The organism is Microbulbifer thermotolerans, from assembly GCF_900112305.1.
Taxonomy (GTDB): Bacteria; Pseudomonadota; Gammaproteobacteria; order Pseudomonadales; family Cellvibrionaceae; genus Microbulbifer; species Microbulbifer thermotolerans.
This window is the reverse complement of the sequence record NZ_FOKT01000006.1, coordinates 62,555-80,091: the sequence shown is the minus strand read 5'-3', so window position 1 is coordinate 80,091 and position 17,537 is coordinate 62,555. Positions and strand designations below refer to the sequence as shown.

Here is a 17,537-nt window from a genome sequence, read left to right as displayed (position 1 = left end):
CGCGGATCAGCGTTTCTGCTGTACCACAGTACCCAGCTGTTGCAGATAGGCCACCAGTGCGTCTATCTCCTTCACCTTGTCGCCGATGAAGGGTTTGGAGGCATTGGCGATGTCCTCGTCGGTATAAGGCACACCCAATGTGCGCAGCGCTTCCATTTTCCTGGCCGTGTACTCACCGGTGACGACATTGTCGAACAGCCAGGGGTAAGCAGGCATAATGGATTCCGGCACTACACTGCGCGGGTTGTACAAGTGCGCGCGGTGCCACTCATCGGAGTAACGGCCGCCTACGCGGGCCAGATCCGGACCGGTGCGCTTGGATCCCCACAGGAAGGGAAATTCGTAAACGTATTCCTGCGCCATGGAGTAGTGGCCATACCGTTCCACTTCCGCGCGCAGCGGGCGGATCATCTGCGTATGACAGACGTGACAGCCTTCGCGGATGTAGATATCGCGCCCTTCCAGCTCAATCGGACCCAGCGGTTTGAGGCCGGCAATAGGTTCGTTGTTGTCCTTGGTAAAGAACTGCGGAACTATCTCCACCAACGCGCCAAAGCTGATGGCAATGACGATGAAGGCGATCATCAGACCGATGTTCTTTTCTACGATGTCATGGTTTTTCACGATCTGACCTCCTTACGCCGCTACCGGTTGTGCCTTAGTGTTGTCTTCACGAGCGGCATTCTCCGTCTCGGTCACGGTGCGGAACACGTTGTAAGCCATCAGCAACATTCCCAGCAGGAAGAGAGAGCCGCCGATCCAGCGCACGACATAACCCGGGTGGCTGGCAATCACACTTTCCACGAAGCTGTAGGTTAGCGTGCCGTCGGCGTTGAACGCACGCCACATCAAGCCCTGGGTAATACCATTCACCCACATAGCGGCGATGTAGAGCACGGTGCCCACAGTGGCCAGCCAGAAGTGCGCATTGATCAGCTTCACGCTGTACATTTCCTTGCGCTTCCACAGCACCGGCACCAGGTGGTACAGGGCGCCGATGGAGATCATGGCCACCCAGCCCAGAGCGCCGGAGTGAACGTGACCCACGGTCCAGTCGGTGTTGTGAGACAGGGCGTTGACTGTCTTGATGGACATCATCGGCCCTTCAAAGGTGGACATGCCGTAGAAAGACAGGGATACCACCAGGAAGCGCAGTGTCGGGTCAGTACGCAGTTTGTGCCAGGCTCCAGACAGGGTCATGATGCCGTTGATCATGCCGCCCCAGGAGGGGGCCAGCAGAATCACGGACATCACCATGGCCAGGCTCTGGGTCCAGTCCGGCAGCGCCGAGTAGTGCAGGTGGTGGCCGCCGGCCCAAACGTAGATCGAGATCAGCGCCCAGAAGTGCACGATGGACAGCTGGTAGGAATACACCGGGCGTCCGGCCTGCTTGGGCACGAAGTAGTACATGATGCCGAGGAAGGCCGCGGTCAGGAAAAAGCCCACCGCGTTGTGGCCGTACCACCACTGGATCATCGCATCCTTAGTGCCGGAGTAGATGGAATAGGATTTAAACGGCGCAACCGGAATCTCCAGGTTGTTGACGACATGCAACACGGCAATGGTGATGATGTAAGCGCCAAAGAACCAGTTGGCCACGTAGATATGTGAAGTTTTGCGCTTGGCGATAGTGCCGAAGAAAACCAGGGCGTAGGCGATCCAGACGAGGGTGATCAGTATATCGATCGGCCACTCCAGCTCAGCGTACTCCTTGGTGGAGGTGTAACCCAGCGGCAGGGTGATAGCGGCGGCAACGATGACCGCTTGCCAACCCCAAAAGGTGAAAGGTACCAGCCAGCCACCCCAGAGAGGCGTCTGACAGGTGCGCTGCACCACATAGTAAGAAGTAGCGAAGAGCACGCTGCCGCCAAAGGCGAAAATTACCGCGTTGGTGTGCAGCGGACGCAGGCGGCCGAAGTGGGAAAACGGCTGCCAGAAGTCGTTGAGGGCAGGCCAAGCCAGCTGAGCGGCGATCAGCACCCCCATTCCCATACCAACGATACCCCAGACCACGGACATTATGGTGAACTGGCGCACGATCTTGTAGTCATAGCCCGGCACAGGGCCGGTCTTTGCCACCGATGTCGTCATTGCGTTACTTCCGTTGCTTTTTAAAATTTGTTTACGTTGAACGACAGAAGCCGCACCCAAAGCGGCGGCTTTCTGCGTCACAATCGTCCGCACTGGTTGCAGGGCGAGGATTTAAACGCATCATCGGCCCCGCGCGGCTGATCTATATCAATTTTCTTCCTTTACCTGCGGCAATGCGCAGACGTAGGGCATTCAGCTTGATAAAGCCTTCGGCGTCCTTCTGGTCGTAGGCACCCGCATCCTCTTCAAAGGTGGCGATGCGCTCGTCGAACAGACTATCCGCAGACCGGCGCCCCACGGCGCTTACGCTACCCTTGTACAGTTTCAGGCGCACCTCTCCATTCACCACCTGCTGAGACTCATCGATTGCAGCCTGCAGCATGCGCCGCTCGGGCGACCACCAGTAGCCGTTGTAGATCAGCTTGGCGTAACGCGGCATCAGCTCGTCTTTCAAGTGCGCCACTTCGCGATCCAGGGTAATGGACTCTATCGCGCGGTGCGCTTTCAACAGGATGGTGCCGCCAGGTGTTTCATAACAACCGCGGGACTTCATGCCCACGTAGCGATTCTCGACAATATCCAGGCGGCCGATTCCGTTGGCGCCACCCAGCTTGTTCAGCTTCTCCAGCAGGGTTGCCGGACTCATGCGTTCGCCATCGATGGCCACCGCGTCACCCTTCTCGAAGGTCAGGGTGATATAGGTGGGCTGATCGGGGGCCGCTTCGGGGCTGACGCTCCAGCGCCACATGCTCTCCTCGGCCTCCGCCCAAGGATCTTCCAGAATGCCGCCCTCATAGGAGATATGCAGCAGGTTGGCATCCATTGAATAAGGGGACTTCTTCTTGCCAGAGGAGAAATCCACTGGAATCTTGTGCTGCTCGCAGTAGCGCATCAGCTTTTCGCGGGAAGTCAGATCCCACTCACGCCAGGGAGCGATCACCTGAATGCCGGGCTTCAGGGCGTAAGCGCCCAGTTCGAAGCGCACCTGATCGTTGCCCTTGCCGGTGGCGCCGTGAGCGATCGCAGAGGCGGAAGTCTCGTTGGCGATTTCAATCAGGCGCTTGGCGATCAGTGGGCGGGCGATGGAGGTGCCCAGCAGGTATTCCCCCTCGTAGATAGTGTTGGCGCGGAACATCGGGAAGACGAAATCGCGCACGAACTCCTCGCGCAGGTCATCGATGTAGATCTCCTTGACCCCGAGCGCCTCGGCTTTGGCCCGCGCCGGCTCCACTTCCTCGCCTTGACCTATATCGGCGGTGAAAGTCACCACTTCGCAGTCATAGGTCTCCTGCAACCAGCGTACGATCACCGAGGTATCCAGCCCGCCGGAATACGCCAATACCACCTTGTCGATTTTGCTCATTGCTGTCCTCTGCTGCCGCTTGAATCAAATAAGCGCCACCACAAGCGCCGGGGCCGGTGGTCTCCGCGCACGAAATCGGTGTCGATCTGGGGAATTATTCTTGGAGGTGTGCCCAGGAGTGGTACTCTCGGTACCTCTTTCGGGGCGCGATTGTAGCGCCAAGTTCGGCGAACGACTAGCGGAAAGCGATTCACCACAGCAGTTGATCATATTATGAACAGCCCGTGCATCGCAATTTATCCGCGCTTCCGGTAGCATGCGCGCCCCTAACCCGCTCATCTTTACCCGGTTACACAGAGCAATATGACGGAGCAGATCACCCTTCGCGCCCCAGACGACTGGCACATCCACCTGCGTGACGGCGCCGCCCTCGCGCGTACAGTTACTGACGCGGCCCGCCAATTCCGCCGCGCCATTGTGATGCCGAACCTGGTTCCGCCGGTTGCAAATGCGGATGATGCTCGCGCATACCGACAACGCATCCTTGAGCAAATCCCTGAAGGCACCGATTTTGAGCCCCTGATGACCCTATACCTCACCGATAGGACGGATGCGGAAGTCATCAGACAGGCCCGCAAAGCCGGCGTTGTCGCCGCCAAACTCTATCCAGCGGGCGCCACCACCAATTCCGACTCGGGCGTTACCGATCTGGCCAATATCTACCCAGCGCTGGAGGCCATGCAGGAATCCGGCATGAAGTTGCTGCTGCACGGCGAGGTGACTACCAGCGATATCGACATATTCGACCGCGAGCAGGTGTTCATCGAAAAGGTGCTGACCAGACTGGTGGAGGATTTCCCGAATCTGAAGCTCGTTTTGGAACACATCACCACAGCCCATGCGGTCGAGTTCGTGCAGAAAGCGCGCGAAGGCGTGGGCGCCACTATCACCGCCCACCATCTGCTCTACAATCGCAACCATATGCTGGTAGGCGGCATGCGCCCCCATTACTACTGCCTGCCGATTCTAAAGCGCAGCTACCATCAGGCCGCCCTGATGGAGGCAGCCACCAGCGGCAGCCCCCGGTTCTTTCTCGGTACCGACTCGGCGCCCCATATCCAGGGCAGAAAAGAGGCCGCCTGCGGTTGCGCCGGCTGCTACACAGCCATTGCAGCCATAGAACTCTACGCCGAGGCCTTTGACCGCGCCGGCAGGCTGGACAGACTGGAAGGCTTCGCCAGTGAGTTCGGGCCGGACTTTTACGGCCTGCCACGCAACGAAAATCGCATCACCCTGGTGAAACAGCCCTGGTCTTTGCCCGAACACCTGGATATGGGTGGAGAACCCTTGATTCCACTGGCGGCCGGGGAAACATTGAACTGGAAGCTGGTTTAAAAACAGAACATTAGCCACGTGCAAAAACCGAAAGGCAAAGTCCCTGGAGCGGCAGCTGCTTGTGAAACCTCAGCAAGCATCCACCAAACCTGCTGCCGCAGCGGACTTCGCATTTCAATAAACTAACCCCGACAGACCAAAGAAGGACATCGAGTGACCCCCGCGGAAGAACCCACAGGACCCAAAAGCCTACTCGCCCAACGATTCCGCGGCTTCCTGCCCGTAGTGGTGGACCTGGAGACCGGCGGCTTCAATGCGCGCACCGATGCCTTGCTGGAAGTCTCCGCGGTTATCCTGGATATGAACGAAGAGGGCCAGCTCTTTCCGCAGGAGACCCACACTTTTCACCTGGAACCCTTTGAGGGCGCAAACATAGAGCAATCCGCCCTGGACTTTATCGGCATAGACCTGGAGTCCCCGGAACGCGAAGCCATTCCCGAGGAAATGGCCCTGCCGGAAATGTTCCGCAAGATCCGCAGTGCGGTAAAAAAACACAGCTGTACCCGCGCCATCATGGTTGCCCACAACGCCCACTTTGACCTCGGTTTTATCAATGCCGCGGTGGAGCGCTGCGGTATCAAGCGCAACCCCTTTCACCCCTTTTCCTGCTTCGATACCGCCACTCTCGCCGGCCTCGCCTACGGCCAGACGGTTCTGGCCAAGGCCTGCCAAGTCGCGGGAATAGAATTCGATAACAGCAGTGCCCACTCCGCCGAATACGACGCAGAGAAAACAGCCGAACTCTTCTGCGGAATCGTGAATAAATGGAAGGCACTGGGCGGATGGCCACTATCCTCGGCAACCATATCCCAGGGGGAAGACCGGGAGACCTCCTGAGGCCCGGTGCCCTTGCGCCCCCTGCACCAGTGGCCGCGCGCACGGGAAAACCTGTCAGCCCGACATCTGTCGCTACAACCAAGGTCGCATTCCCATCCCCCCCCCTGCCCTTCTAGGCTGTCCGATGCCCGAATAACAATAAAAGGTGAATGCGATGATGACTTCCAAGCTCCTGCAAGGGCGCCTCCTGCGCTTGCTTGCCACCGCGGCACTGTGCGCGACTGCGACAGCTCAAGCCGGCAGCTGGCAAGAGAATGTCTCCGTTGGCGGTTTCAACAAGGTGCATATTTACACCCCGGAGAACAGTTCGCCGATCGGCAACGGCAAAGCTCTGCTGATCGTCCTGCACGGATGCGTACAACCTATCGACAATTATCTGACCGCCAACCTGGAAGACGCCGCTGAGGAATTCGGCATGGTGATTGCCGTACCCGACGCCATGAACAAAGCGGGCTATAACTGCTGGTCCTACTGGCAGGGCAGCAAGTCCCGCTCCGCTGGCGACTACCAAAATCTGATTAATCTGGCCAACACCATGGCCGGCGACAGTAGCCGGGGGATAGATCCGAACCAAGTCTACATCGCTGGCCTCTCCTCCGGCGCCAGCTTTGCCAACACCACCGCCTGCCTGGCGCCGGACGTTTTCGCCGGCGTGGGCGTTAGCGCCGGGCCGAGCATTGGCACTAGCGCCAGTGGCGCTCTGGGCCCCTGCGAAGCTGCCGATGTGGCTAGCCGTTGCAACAATTACGCCGGCAGCTACGCCAACCACTTCGCCACCCAAATTGCATCCATTGCACACGGCACGGAAGACTCGACGGTCAATCAGTGCTACAACCGACAAAATGCGGACGGTATGGCGGGTGTCTACGGTGTCAGTCAGCTTTCCGGAACAAACACCATCTCCGAAGACGGCCGCAGCGCCCAGGAAACCCTCTGGGAAGACGGTCGCGTTTCCATGCTATGGCTGGACGGTGTCGACCACTCCTGGTCTGGCGGCGAGGGCGCTACGGGAAGCTATATCAGCAGCGCAGGCATTAATTACGCACGCTACCTGGGACAATTTTTCGCCAACAACAACAAACGGGTTGACCGGAATCAGCAGCCAGTACTCAGTAACGTGGAAGTCAGCTCCAGTGGCGACCGCATCCTCGTCAGCGGCAACGCGACCGATGCCGAGGGCAGCATCTCTCAGGTAAACGCCACATTTAGCGGGAACATCACGTCCAGCGCCAGCGGTCAGGTCGATAACAGCGGTTTTTTTTATTACCAGCGACTCACTGACTGATGACCTCTACTTGGTCACCATAGTCGCCACCGACAATGAGGGGGCGAAAAGCGAAGCCTACGCGCAGACAGTGCGGGTTGGGCCGGAACCGCCCCCGATGGCGCCGGAACTGAGCGATATCTCCGCCGAAACCAGCGGTCAGTGCGCATCGGTCATGGGCACTGTCATCGATGAAAACCAGAACCTGGATTCGTTGGTGGTAGCTTTCGCCAACGACAGTGTCACCGCCTCGGTAACCGGGACTGCTTTCAGGGCCGAACAGTGTAACCTGACAGGGGGCGAGCAGACTGCCCTTGTTACCGCCACCGACTTGACCGGTCTCAAGGCCACCGCCAGTGTCACCTTTACCGTGGACGCTGGTGTGACCGCAACCCTCGATGATCATATCGTTGCAGGTCGCCTGGACTATACCAACTATGCCAACTGCTATCTCGAATACAGCACTGCACCTTTCCGGCTGGACGAATATCCTATTTCCAGCGACCGGTGCCAGTGGCGAGATGGTGACGGCAGCTGCAGCGGCCCAGCAGTGGCCTGCAGCAATAATGACAGTAATAGCGGCGGTAACGACGGAAGCAACAGCAGTTGCAGCGACTATTCAACGTACAATTACTACCACAAGGCCGCCGGGCGCGCATACAGTACCGGCAACCCCCTGACACCGGATTACTTTGCCAAAGGGAGCGGCGATGCCATGCCAGGATCAACCTGGGGTTGGACCACACTGCACAGCAGCGATGGCAGCATTTGGCGGACAGGTAACTGCCCCTGATAGAACACCGGACTCACAGAGACATACGGGAAATATGCCCGGTAAACGCCGGGCATTATCGAATCCGGCCTCCATGGATCCAGGCCAAAAATCATTCATGGAACGGCGGTATGAATACCACTTAATCGATTGGGTGAAATTTCATCCAGTTTTATGTATAATGCGTGGTTCACGCTCAAAACCGGAAATTACCGTGGCCAAAAAAGCTTCCACCTCCGCCAAGCGCAAACAGCCCGCCGCCGTCGAAACCCGCGAAAGTATCGAGGAACAGGTTCAGGCATTTCTCGCCGCTGGCGGTAAGATCCAGCAGGTCCCCAAAGGGGTCAGCGGGCAGACCAACACCTCAGGCCCCAGACACATCACCCTGGGCAAAAAACCCCGCAGCTGATTACTTCCTTTATCTTTCTCCGCGGCCAGCGGCACAGTCGCTGTACCACCTTGTTTTGGTTAGCCCCGGCTTAACCGGGGCAACGCGCTTCTTAAGGCATTTCTTCCAATTCCGCCCCTTCCTTGACCGGCGGCATCATGTCTTCCTTGGTAATCTTCAGGAACATCAGCACGTTGGCTGCCACGTATATGGATGAGTAAGTACCCACCACCACACCGACAATCAGCGCCAGGGAAAAGTTGTGAATCAGCTCGCCGCCGAAGAATTGCAATGCCCAAAGCACCAACAGAGTGGTGAATGAGGTCATAAAGGTACGGCCCAGCGTCTGACTGATGGAAATATTAATTATCTCCTCGGTACTCGCCTTGCGCACTTTGCGGAAATTTTCGCGAATGCGGTCTGCGACAACAATGGTGTCGTTAAGGGAGTAACCAATCACCGCCAACACCGCTGCGAGAACCGTCAGGTCAAAATCCAGCTTAAAGAGGGCGAAAAAACCCAATACGATGATCACATCGTGGGCCAGGGCCGTCACGGCACCAAAGGAAAATTTATATTGAAAGCGCAGCGCCACATAGGCCATCACCACGGCCAGTGCGAACAACATGCCCAACCCGCCGTCGTCCCGCAACTCCTCGCCGACCTGCGGTCCCACCATTTCCACGCGGCGCAACTCCACAGCGCCATCGCTGTTTTGACGCAACACCTCCACCACCTTGTCTCCGATGGTTTGTGACGCCTTTTCATCGCGGGCGCTGATCTGAGTCTGCGCCTCGGCCACTTCCGGCGGCAGCTTGATCAGGATTTCGTTATCGGAGCCAAATCGCACCGCCGAAGCACCTTCGAAACCGGCCAAATCCAACTGATCGCGGACCGACTCTACATTGGGCGCCTGCTCGTAAGCCACCTCAATTTGCGTACCGCCGGTAAAATCCAAGCCGAACTGTAGGCCGTTCATTGCAAGGGCAGTAATAGACGCGACCACCATGGCGATGGATAGCGCCGCGGCCAATTTACGCCAGCGCATAAAATCAAACACGCGCTTGCCCATATATTCGGTAATTTTTCCGTTCTCTACTTTGGTCTCGCTCATCGCCGACTCCTCAGATCCAGAGTTTTTGCACACGGCGGCCGCCGTAGAAAAGATTGATCAACGCACGGGTCCCCATGATTGCGCTAAACATGGAGGTCAAAATGCCGATGGACAGGGTTACCGCGAAACCCTGCACTGGGCCGGAACCAATCGCGTACAGGATCACCGCCACAATCAGCGTGGTGATATTGGCATCGACAATGGTGCTGTAGGCGTTATCGAAGCCGGCACTGATCGCCATTTGTGGCGACATGCCATTCCTGAGTTCCTCCCGTATTCGCGAAAAGATAAGCACATTGGCGTCTACCGCCATACCCACCGTCAGCACGATACCGGCAATACCGGGCAGAGTGAGTGTTGCCCCGATAATCGACATCACGGCTACCAGCAATATCATGTTCACCAGCAGGGCGAGGTTGGCAGCGAGGCCGAACACCCGATAGAAAAGCAGCATGCAGATCACCACCGCCAGCAGGCCGATCTGCACCGAAGTCACACCCACTTCGATATTGTCCGCACCCAGAGACGGACCTATAACGCGCTCCTCAACAAAATACATGGGCGCCGCCAGGGCTCCCGCTCGCAACAGCAACGCCAACTCCTGCGCTTCCGCAGGACTGTCCAGGCCGGTAATGCGGAACTGACGCCCCAAAGCACTTTGTACCGTGGCCAGGCTGATGATTTTCTTGTCGTCGGTGCGCTGCTGCACAATGACTTCATTGCCCTGCTCATCCGTGCGGGCCTGTGGCACGAAACGGCTTTCGATAAACAGAGTGCCCATGCGACGGCCGACGTTTTTCCAAGTGGCGCGATGCATTAATTCGCCACCGCGGGAATCCAGGGTGATGTTTACCTGCGGGAAGCCGCTCTCGTCGTAGCCGACGCGGGCATCGGTTACCCGGTCCCCTTTGATAATCACCTTGCGCTCCAGCCATGCACCACCGTACATCTGGCGCTGTCTTTCATCCCGGTATTCGAAATATTCCTTGTTGGTGACCAGCGTGTCCGGACGCGCCTCCATGCGGAACTCCAGGTTGGCGGTCTTGCCGATAATGCGCTTGGCTTCGGCGGTATCCTGAACACCGGGCAGCTCCACCACGATGCGGTTGCGCCCTTGGCGCTGCACGATTGGCTCCGCCACGCCCAGCTCATTGACGCGGTTGCGCAGGGTAGTGAGGTTCTGAGTTACCGCGTAATCCTCCAACTGCTTAACTTCCTGGTCAGACAATGTCGCACGCACGATCAGATTGTCGCCGCTGCCGGATTCGGTCAGCTGCAGTTGCGGGAACTCCTTACGCATGGTGGAGACCGCCAGATCACGTAACTCCTCGCTGCGGAAACGGGCAACGATTTCCCGCTCATCCACCAACTCCACGCTGCGGTAGCGGGCTTTGGCCGCACGCAGCTTGGCTTTCACATCCTGCGCGTAACCTTCCATATTGGTCTTGACGATGGTGTTGGTGTCCACTTCCATTAGGAAGTGCACCCCACCGGCCAGGTCCAGGCCCAGCTTCATCGGACTGGCCCCCATATTGGCGAGCCAATCCGGGGTAGTGGAGGCCAGGTTCAGCGCCACTACATATTCACTGTGCCCCAGAGCCTCTTGTATGGCTCGTTTGGCTGGCAACTGCTCTTCGATTGACTTGAGGCGCAGCAAAACCGCCTTGTCTTGCACTTCGCCGCCAAAATAGGCGATACCAGCGTCATCCAGTGCCTTCTGTGCCCGCTCGAGCACACCCTGCCCCACGGTCATAGCGCTGGACTGGCCGGAAATCTGCACGGCGGGATCCGGTGCGTAGAGGTTGGGCGCGGCATACAAAAAGCCGAGGGCCGCAACCGCGAGAATCAGGAGATACTTCCAGAGGGGATAGCGATTCATGCTGCTCTCATTGTTCTAGTGGGGCCGTTACGGCCGGTAAACTTTGGCAATGTCGGGGGATATGCGGGCTCCCGTGCCGGATTGCAAGGCGCCTTTTCCCCAAATGGAGGCCGATTATACGGGGATAGTATTAGGGTACAAATCAGCCCCGGACTGGCGCCCGCAATTACGATGACAGTGGCGGCACATCACGCCCGAGTCGCCGATAGAAATCGATCACAAAAGTCTCCAGTGCCCCGGCGGCAATCGCCTCTCTCAGCCCTTGCATCAGCCGCTGATAATGGCGCAGATTATGAATGGTATTGAGCTGGGCACCGAGCATCTCGCCACAGCGATCCAGATGGTGCAGATAGGCGCGGGAAAAATTCTTGCAGGTATAGCAGTCGCAATCCGCTTCCAGGGGGCCTGTGTCGTGCCGGTGCCTGGCATTGCGGATCTTCACAACGCCCTCGGCGGTGAACAGATGGCCATTGCGCGCATTGCGGGTGGGCATCACGCAATCGAACATATCCACCCCCCGGCGCACCGCCTCGACAATATCCTCCGGCTTGCCCACGCCCATCAGGTAACGGGGCCTGTCCGCCGGCATTCGGTGGGCCAAATGATCAAGCACCCGGATCATCTCCTCCTTGGGCTCACCCACCGACAGGCCGCCAATGGCATAGCCATCGAAACCTATATCGGTCAGACCGCGCAGGGAAATATCCCGCAGCTCGGGATACATACCACCCTGAACTATGCCAAACAGCGCCGACGGACTGTCTCCGTGAGCCCGTTTGGAGCGCTCCGCCCAGCGTAGGGACAGCTCCATGGACTTGCGCGCCTCTTCGGGCGTGGCAGGGTAAGGCGTGCATTCATCGAAGATCATCACAATATCCGACCCCAGCGCCCTTTGTACCTGCATGGACTCTTCCGGCCCCATAAAAACCGGACTGCCATCCACCGGCGATCGGAAAGACACGCCCTCCTCGGTGATCTTGCGCAGATCTCCAAGGCTGAATACCTGAAAGCCGCCGGAGTCCGTCAGAATAGGCCCCTGCCACTGCATGAAGTCGTGCAGATCCCCGTGTTCCTGCACCACTTGGGCCCCCGGGCGCAGCATCAGGTGAAATGTATTACCGAGGATGATCTGTGCCCCAATGGCCTCTATATCCCGCGGCAGCATCCCTTTGACGGTACCGTAGGTACCCACCGGCATAAACGCCGGCGTCTCCACCACCCCGCGTGGAAAACGCAAGCGCCCGCGTCGGGCCTTGCCGTCGGTGGTGTCCAATTCAAACTGCATAAAGCACTGGCGACTCAAGGGAAACTCCTGATTCTGGTACCGGCCCGGGCGGCAAATGCCAGCTTGCAGCGGCACTCCCACGCGCTACGGACCTGAATTTTGGCTGCGGACTGAGAGATGTGAAGACTCACCAGCCGCTCACATGGGGGTTGCGATCGATCAGCATCGCATCCCCGTAACTAAAGAAACGGTAGCGCTTCTGCACCGCCTCCCGATAGGCATTCATTGTCTGATCATAACCGGCAAATGCACTGACCAGCATTAGCAGTGTGGATTCCGGCAGGTGGAAATTGGTAATCAGGCGATCCACGACGCGAAACTGATAGCCGGGGTAGATAAAGATATCCGTTTCCCCCACGACAGGTTTCAGCTCACCTCCGGCCGCCGCACTCTCCAGGGCCCGCACGCTGGTGGTCCCCACTGCGATCACTCTACCGCCACGGGCACGGCAATCCGCCACCGCGCGGCAGACGGATTCAGGCACATTCATCACCTCACTGTGCATCTCGTGCTCGAATATGTTGTCCACGCGCACCGGCTGGAAAGTGCCGGCGCCCACATGCAGAGTCACGAACGCAGTCTCCACACCTTTGTGGCGCAGGGTCTCCAGCATAGCTTCGTCAAAATGCAATCCCGCCGTCGGCGCCGCCACTGCGCCGGCTTCCCGGCTGTATACCGTCTGGTAGCGCTCCCGATCCGCGTCCTCATCGGGCCGGTCGATGTACGGCGGCAACGGCATATGCCCCAGCCGCTCCAGCACCGGCAGCACGCCTTCTGCGGGAAACTCAAGTTCAAACAGCGCACCGCGGCGCGAAACCATCCGCAGCTCGGTACCGTCTTGCAGTAATATTTCGCTGCCGGGTTTGGGAGACTTGCTGGAGCGAATATGAGCCAAGGCATCGCGCTCGCCCTGCACCCGCTCTATCAGTATCTCCAAGCGGCCACCGGTGGCCTTGCGCCCGAACAGGCGCGCCGGAATAACCCGGGTATCGTTGAACACCAGCAGGTCACCGGTATCCACCAGATCGGCCAGATCCGCAAAGTGCCGGTGCTGGACAGCGCCGCTGGGGCCATCCAGGCACAGCAGGCGGCTGCCCCGGCGCTCTGCTGCCGGCGCGCGGGCGATCAGTTCATCGGGAAGTTCGAAGTGGAAATCCTGGCGGCGCATGGAATCAGTCCGGCAATCAGCAGTTTGGAGAACCAAGGGGCGCGAAGAGTAACGGAAACCGCTCTTCGCGCCAAATCCTGTTGACCGCGAGCCTCGCATCGCTATAATCGGCCCCTCTCGCGGTTCCGGTGTGCATTCTCGGGCCCCGAGCCAGTGCCAGAGTGGTGAAATTGGTAGACACGACGGATTCAAAATCCGTTGGGGTAAAACCCGTGCCGGTTCGAGTCCGGCCTCTGGTACCAAGTTTGAAAGCCCGCTTAGTGCGGGCTTTTTCGTATCTTGGTTAAGCGCCATGGACGACCATTCGACTCGATACGAGCTGAATAACGCGAATAAACGACAATGAATAGCCGTTTTTTCAACCTAGATGCCCTACGTGGAATTGCTGCCTTACTAGTAGTGTGGCAACACAGCAGCGAGCTCTTTGTTAGAAACCCTAGAATAGCTCAACATGGAACAGCGCTGGCTGATATAGCCTCGACGGTTGACTTCGGCCGAATCGGAGTTATTTGCTTTTTCCTGATTTCGGGGTTCGTGATCCCCTATAGTCTCTCCGAAACAGAGTCTTCTCTGAAGAGATTCGCTATAAGACGATTCTTCCGGCTCTACCCCCCTTACTGGATATCACTACTCGCCGCGATAGTCTTTACTGTTTTCGTAGACAACAGCCACCTTTCAACAGGCACTATTGTAGCTAACATCACAATGCTACAAGGATTGTTTGGTTATGAGAATATTCAGGGACTATACTGGACTCTCACAATCGAACTAATCTTTTACTGCCTGGTTGCCCTCTTATTTGCGATGAAATTACTCAACCGGCCCGCAGCTCTGCTTCTAGCCTGCTTGAGCAATCTATTCATATTCGTTGTTTGGCAATTAGCCGGTAAATTTATGCCTCAACTTACCAACCTACCCTCCCCCATCACTTACACCCCGTTTTGCTTGGCAGTTATGTTTTGTGGCGCACTGATCCGTCACACTTACATTAACCGATCTGATTACCACTACACTATTCTGGGTGTTTTTACTGTTTTTTCTTTACCCCTGGCAGTACTGACTCTTGGCCTACTGGGCCACAATCTGGTCAATAACCCCGCACGGTTCGGGCTCTCTCACCTAATTGCACTTGTAGTTTTTTTGGGAGGACTGCTGATGCGCAAAACCCCTCCCCGGCAGTTTCTGTATTTGGGGCTTATCAGTTACTCTGTTTACCTATTCCATCCGATTGCCATTAAAGTGCTCGACTGGTCAATTCAACAGCAATGGGGTCTACCGCTCGCCAACCTATCACTTGGCTTCTATATTTTTATCACTACGCTGTTCGCTATCGCCATTTCCCATCTTATCTATCAAGTGATAGAAAGGCCGTCCATCGCCATCGGCAGAGCTTTAACACAATCGGCAAAGTCACAGCTAAACTTTGCTTAATTGTACAACCCTATGTAATTTGGCTAGCACCTGACCTTATGATTAATTCGCAAGCCGCTTCTCCTCTTCCGCACCTGACAAACTATGTGAGATAGATCCCAAAATCAGACGTTCAACAGTACGAGCGTCCGCGTTAAGGTTAGACTCCGCAAACAAACCAAAGAAAGATAACAAGAAGGTAGGTATTGGGGGGTTGGTAGCTATCCTGGGGGCGGTTCTCGTCTCCATCCCGTCGGCGCCGAGCGGTGTCCGGCCACCTTCTGAAAGTCAACAGACGAATCAACCAAAAAATCCAGATTCGGACACAGGGATGGTCGGCCCAGGCGCCGAACCTTGCTCGATCACGGACCGCAGTAGCAACCGCTGGATTGGTCGCCCGCTGGCGACCGCGTTGCAGATAAGGTGATCGCATGCTCAACAGACTCCTCTCCTCTCTCACACCAGCTCTGAAGTGTGTAAGTGGGAGGCGCGGATGAAACAGCAAAATCATCGCCGCTTCACCGCGGCACTCAAACGCTTCGCTAATATCCCTGTGGACATGGTCGGCCAGCTTCTGAAACAACTGGCCGGCAACACGGGGGTGGCTGTAGCCAATGGCGCCTCCGCTCAGTTGCAGCGAGTGGCGACACAGCCGGCGCCCGCCTACCAGCCGCGGCCACAGAAACCGCATAAGCGCGAGCGCCCTACACGGCAACGCCCACAAACTTCGCACATCACCAAAGCACCCTGCTGGGTGATCACCTTGGACCCGGATGGGGAGCGGGTAAAATCGCTACTGGAATCACTGCGAGCACAGCGCCTGCCAACGACTGCCATCCCCGGCGTCGATGGCCGCAGTGGTATGCCTGAATTTGAGCGTGGCGAACGCCTCTCCCAAGGCACCACTCGCTGGCGCCATTTATGCGAGTTGAAAAGTTCCGAAGTCGGATGCTATCTGGCGCACCTGCGCGCCATACGCCGCGCCTATGAGTCCGGTCTCGAACGGGTCTGTATTCTCGAAGACGACGTACGCCTGGAACCGAGCTTCGGCAAGGTATTGGCGGAGCTGGAGCGCCTGCCCGCAAATGTGGAAATGGTGCGCCTGATGGGCCTCAAGGTGCGCAAGCGCAAGGAAATACAGCCGCTCGCCGATGGCAGTCACACACTGGTGCGGCCAGAGCGCGGCTGGTGTGGAGCGCAGGGGTATCTGATCAACCGCGCGGGCATGAAAAAGGTGCTGGCACACGGCAGCCGCATCTTCGAACCCATCGACAAGCTGTTTGACCACTTCTGGCAGTTCGATTTGCAACTCTACGGCGTGGAGCCGCACCTGCTGTGGGAAACGGAACACGAATCCAGTATCGTGAAGTCCAACGCGGGACGGGACAAAGTCGCAACCTGGCTCTATTGGCTGCACCCGCTGGGTAAACTCTGGCGCAGCCTGGAGCGCCATTACTATCTGCGGCGGAACGCGCGTGCATTTTACCCGGCTCAGAACCCCACAAAACGTCCGGGACGCACCCCGCGGCTCAAGTTTTAACGGAAACTTCAGTGCATTCTCGCAAGCGCTATTTCCAGCTCAAGGGTGTCCGGACGATAAAATAGACTTTGGGCTCAGTTTAAACTTCCCAATATTTCTGCATTTTCAGAAACATAAAAGAGGCGCTCCAGGTAATCATCATCAATCCTGCGAGCGCCTCCAGGCCAGCGGTAAAGCGCAAATAGCCCATGGGTTCGATATCGCCAAACCCCAAAGACGTGTATGTGGTAAAGGAAAAGTAAACACAGTCAATTAAACTGCCATCAAAATTGCCGGCCAGGGTTTCGAAATCCTCGGACCGCACCATATAGTAGTAACCGAGGGCAAACAGCCAGATTTCCGCAACGTGCGCGAACAGAGCACCGAACACACCGATCAACACCGCCAAATTCCGCCGCACCGACAACTTCTGCCCCAGCCGGAACAGCCCGTTGAGCGATTCGTGGTGAATCAGCACTGTCGCCGCCACAAGAAAACTGTTGAGTAGATAAGCAACCAGCATCTCAGCGCCTGTCCGCGAAGAACTCCCTCACCAGAGCCGCGGCCTCCTCCGCCAATACACCGCCCTCCACGGAAATTTTGTGGTTGTAAAAATCCGACGCGCCGAGCTGCAGTCGACTTTCCACCGCGCCGGCACGCGGCTCCGAGGCACCGTACACCAGCCTGCCGACACGCGCGTGTATCATGGCGCCGAAGCACATGGTGCAGGGCTCGATAGTGACATAGAGGGTAGTCTGCGGCAGTCTGTAGTTGCGCATCCGCTCAGCCCCGCGGCGCAGGGCGATGACCTCCGCGTGGGCACTGGGATCACAGTTACCAATCGGGCGGTTGCTGCCCTCGCCGATAACCTCTCCCTCGAACACCAAAACCGCACCAACCGGCACTTCACCGCGCGCACCGGCAATTTCCGCCAGCTCCAGGGCCCGGCGCATAAATCCGTAATCTCTCGGGGTTGCCATAAAGTTCCCAGATAAATTGTTATACCGACGTCGTGTAGCCGGGATAGTCTTATTTAATCCGCCGCATACCGAAGCCTATCGACGGGCCCGTCATATCCATCCCACCACATGCGCTTCTCATCTGGGCGCAAA

At 57.5% G+C, this 17,537-nt stretch carries 16 protein-coding genes and 1 tRNA gene; 8 read left to right on the top strand and 9 right to left on the bottom strand.

Annotated elements, in window-relative coordinates; genetic code table 11:
• Window positions 1-6: 6 nt before the first annotated feature.
• From ccoO to BM155_RS10820, 3 genes are all read right to left on the bottom strand, one after another.
• Window positions 7-624 (bottom strand): cytochrome-c oxidase, cbb3-type subunit II, encoded by a 618-nt coding sequence (gene ccoO / locus BM155_RS10830; protein ID WP_067154465.1) that lies wholly within the window; start codon window positions 622-624, stop codon window positions 7-9.
• Between the two features lie 12 nt (window positions 625-636).
• Window positions 637-2,091: a cytochrome-c oxidase, cbb3-type subunit I gene (gene ccoN, locus BM155_RS10825; RefSeq protein ID WP_067154468.1), complete on the bottom strand. Its 1,455-nt coding sequence runs from the start codon at window positions 2,089-2,091 to the stop codon at window positions 637-639.
• Between the two features lie 142 nt (window positions 2,092-2,233).
• Window positions 2,234-3,454 (bottom strand): argininosuccinate synthase, encoded by a 1,221-nt coding sequence (locus BM155_RS10820; protein ID WP_074903076.1) that lies wholly within the window; start codon window positions 3,452-3,454, stop codon window positions 2,234-2,236.
• A gap of 303 nt (window positions 3,455-3,757) precedes the next feature.
• Here BM155_RS10820 and pyrC point away from each other — a divergent pair, with 303 nt between their 5' ends.
• The 5 genes from pyrC (at window position 3,758) to BM155_RS10800 (ending at window position 8,071) form a co-directional block, all read left to right on the top strand.
• Window positions 3,758-4,789 (top strand): dihydroorotase, encoded by a 1,032-nt coding sequence (gene pyrC / locus BM155_RS10815; RefSeq protein ID WP_074903074.1) that lies wholly within the window; start codon window positions 3,758-3,760, stop codon window positions 4,787-4,789.
• Between the two features lie 153 nt (window positions 4,790-4,942).
• Window positions 4,943-5,626, top strand: a complete 684-nt coding sequence (gene rnt, locus BM155_RS10810; RefSeq protein ID WP_067154475.1) for a ribonuclease T — start codon at window positions 4,943-4,945, stop codon at window positions 5,624-5,626.
• A gap of 154 nt (window positions 5,627-5,780) precedes the next feature.
• Entirely contained in the window at window positions 5,781-6,911 is a 1,131-nt protein-coding gene (locus BM155_RS17440; RefSeq protein ID WP_217641515.1) for an extracellular catalytic domain type 1 short-chain-length polyhydroxyalkanoate depolymerase, read from the top strand.
• A 10-nt stretch (window positions 6,912-6,921) separates the two neighbouring features.
• Window positions 6,922-7,683, top strand: a complete 762-nt coding sequence (locus BM155_RS17435; protein ID WP_217641514.1) for a hypothetical protein — start codon at window positions 6,922-6,924, stop codon at window positions 7,681-7,683.
• Window positions 7,684-7,876: 193 nt separating this feature from the next.
• Window positions 7,877-8,071 (top strand): PFL_1563 family small protein, encoded by a 195-nt coding sequence (locus BM155_RS10800; protein ID WP_139223229.1) that lies wholly within the window; start codon window positions 7,877-7,879, stop codon window positions 8,069-8,071.
• A 91-nt stretch (window positions 8,072-8,162) separates the two neighbouring features.
• Here BM155_RS10800 and secF read toward each other — a convergent pair whose 3' ends face one another.
• The 4 genes from secF to queA form a co-directional block, all read right to left on the bottom strand.
• Window positions 8,163-9,164, bottom strand: coding sequence for a protein translocase subunit SecF (secF, locus tag BM155_RS10795; RefSeq protein ID WP_067154478.1), 1,002 nt, complete (start codon window positions 9,162-9,164; stop codon window positions 8,163-8,165).
• Between the two features lie 10 nt (window positions 9,165-9,174).
• Entirely contained in the window at window positions 9,175-11,043 is a 1,869-nt protein-coding gene (gene secD, locus BM155_RS10790) for a protein translocase subunit SecD (protein WP_074903072.1), read from the bottom strand.
• Window positions 11,044-11,209: 166 nt separating this feature from the next.
• Window positions 11,210-12,328 (bottom strand): tRNA guanosine(34) transglycosylase Tgt, encoded by a 1,119-nt coding sequence (tgt, locus tag BM155_RS10785; protein WP_067154484.1) that lies wholly within the window; start codon window positions 12,326-12,328, stop codon window positions 11,210-11,212.
• Window positions 12,329-12,455: 127 nt separating this feature from the next.
• Entirely contained in the window at window positions 12,456-13,496 is a 1,041-nt protein-coding gene (gene queA, locus BM155_RS10780; protein ID WP_074903070.1) for a tRNA preQ1(34) S-adenosylmethionine ribosyltransferase-isomerase QueA, read from the bottom strand.
• 155 nt (window positions 13,497-13,651) lie between these two features.
• Between queA and BM155_RS10775 the strand changes: the two genes are divergently transcribed.
• The 3 genes from BM155_RS10775 (at window position 13,652) to BM155_RS10765 (ending at window position 16,446) form a co-directional block, all read left to right on the top strand.
• A tRNA-Leu gene (locus BM155_RS10775) sits at window positions 13,652-13,738 on the top strand.
• A gap of 100 nt (window positions 13,739-13,838) precedes the next feature.
• Entirely contained in the window at window positions 13,839-14,927 is a 1,089-nt protein-coding gene (locus BM155_RS10770) for an acyltransferase family protein (protein WP_067154491.1), read from the top strand.
• A 472-nt stretch (window positions 14,928-15,399) separates the two neighbouring features.
• Window positions 15,400-16,446, top strand: a complete 1,047-nt coding sequence (locus BM155_RS10765; RefSeq protein ID WP_067154494.1) for a glycosyltransferase family 25 protein — start codon at window positions 15,400-15,402, stop codon at window positions 16,444-16,446.
• Between the two features lie 79 nt (window positions 16,447-16,525).
• On the opposite strand, the gene BM155_RS10760 is transcribed toward BM155_RS10765, so the two are convergent.
• On the bottom strand, window positions 16,526-16,948 hold the full coding sequence (locus tag BM155_RS10760; RefSeq protein ID WP_067154497.1) for a potassium channel family protein: 423 nt from the start codon (window positions 16,946-16,948) through the stop codon (window positions 16,526-16,528).
• Between the two features lies 1 nt (window position 16,949).
• On the bottom strand, window positions 16,950-17,405 hold the full coding sequence (gene tadA, locus BM155_RS10755) for a tRNA adenosine(34) deaminase TadA (protein WP_067154500.1): 456 nt from the start codon (window positions 17,403-17,405) through the stop codon (window positions 16,950-16,952).
• Window positions 17,406-17,537: the final 132 nt, after the last annotated feature.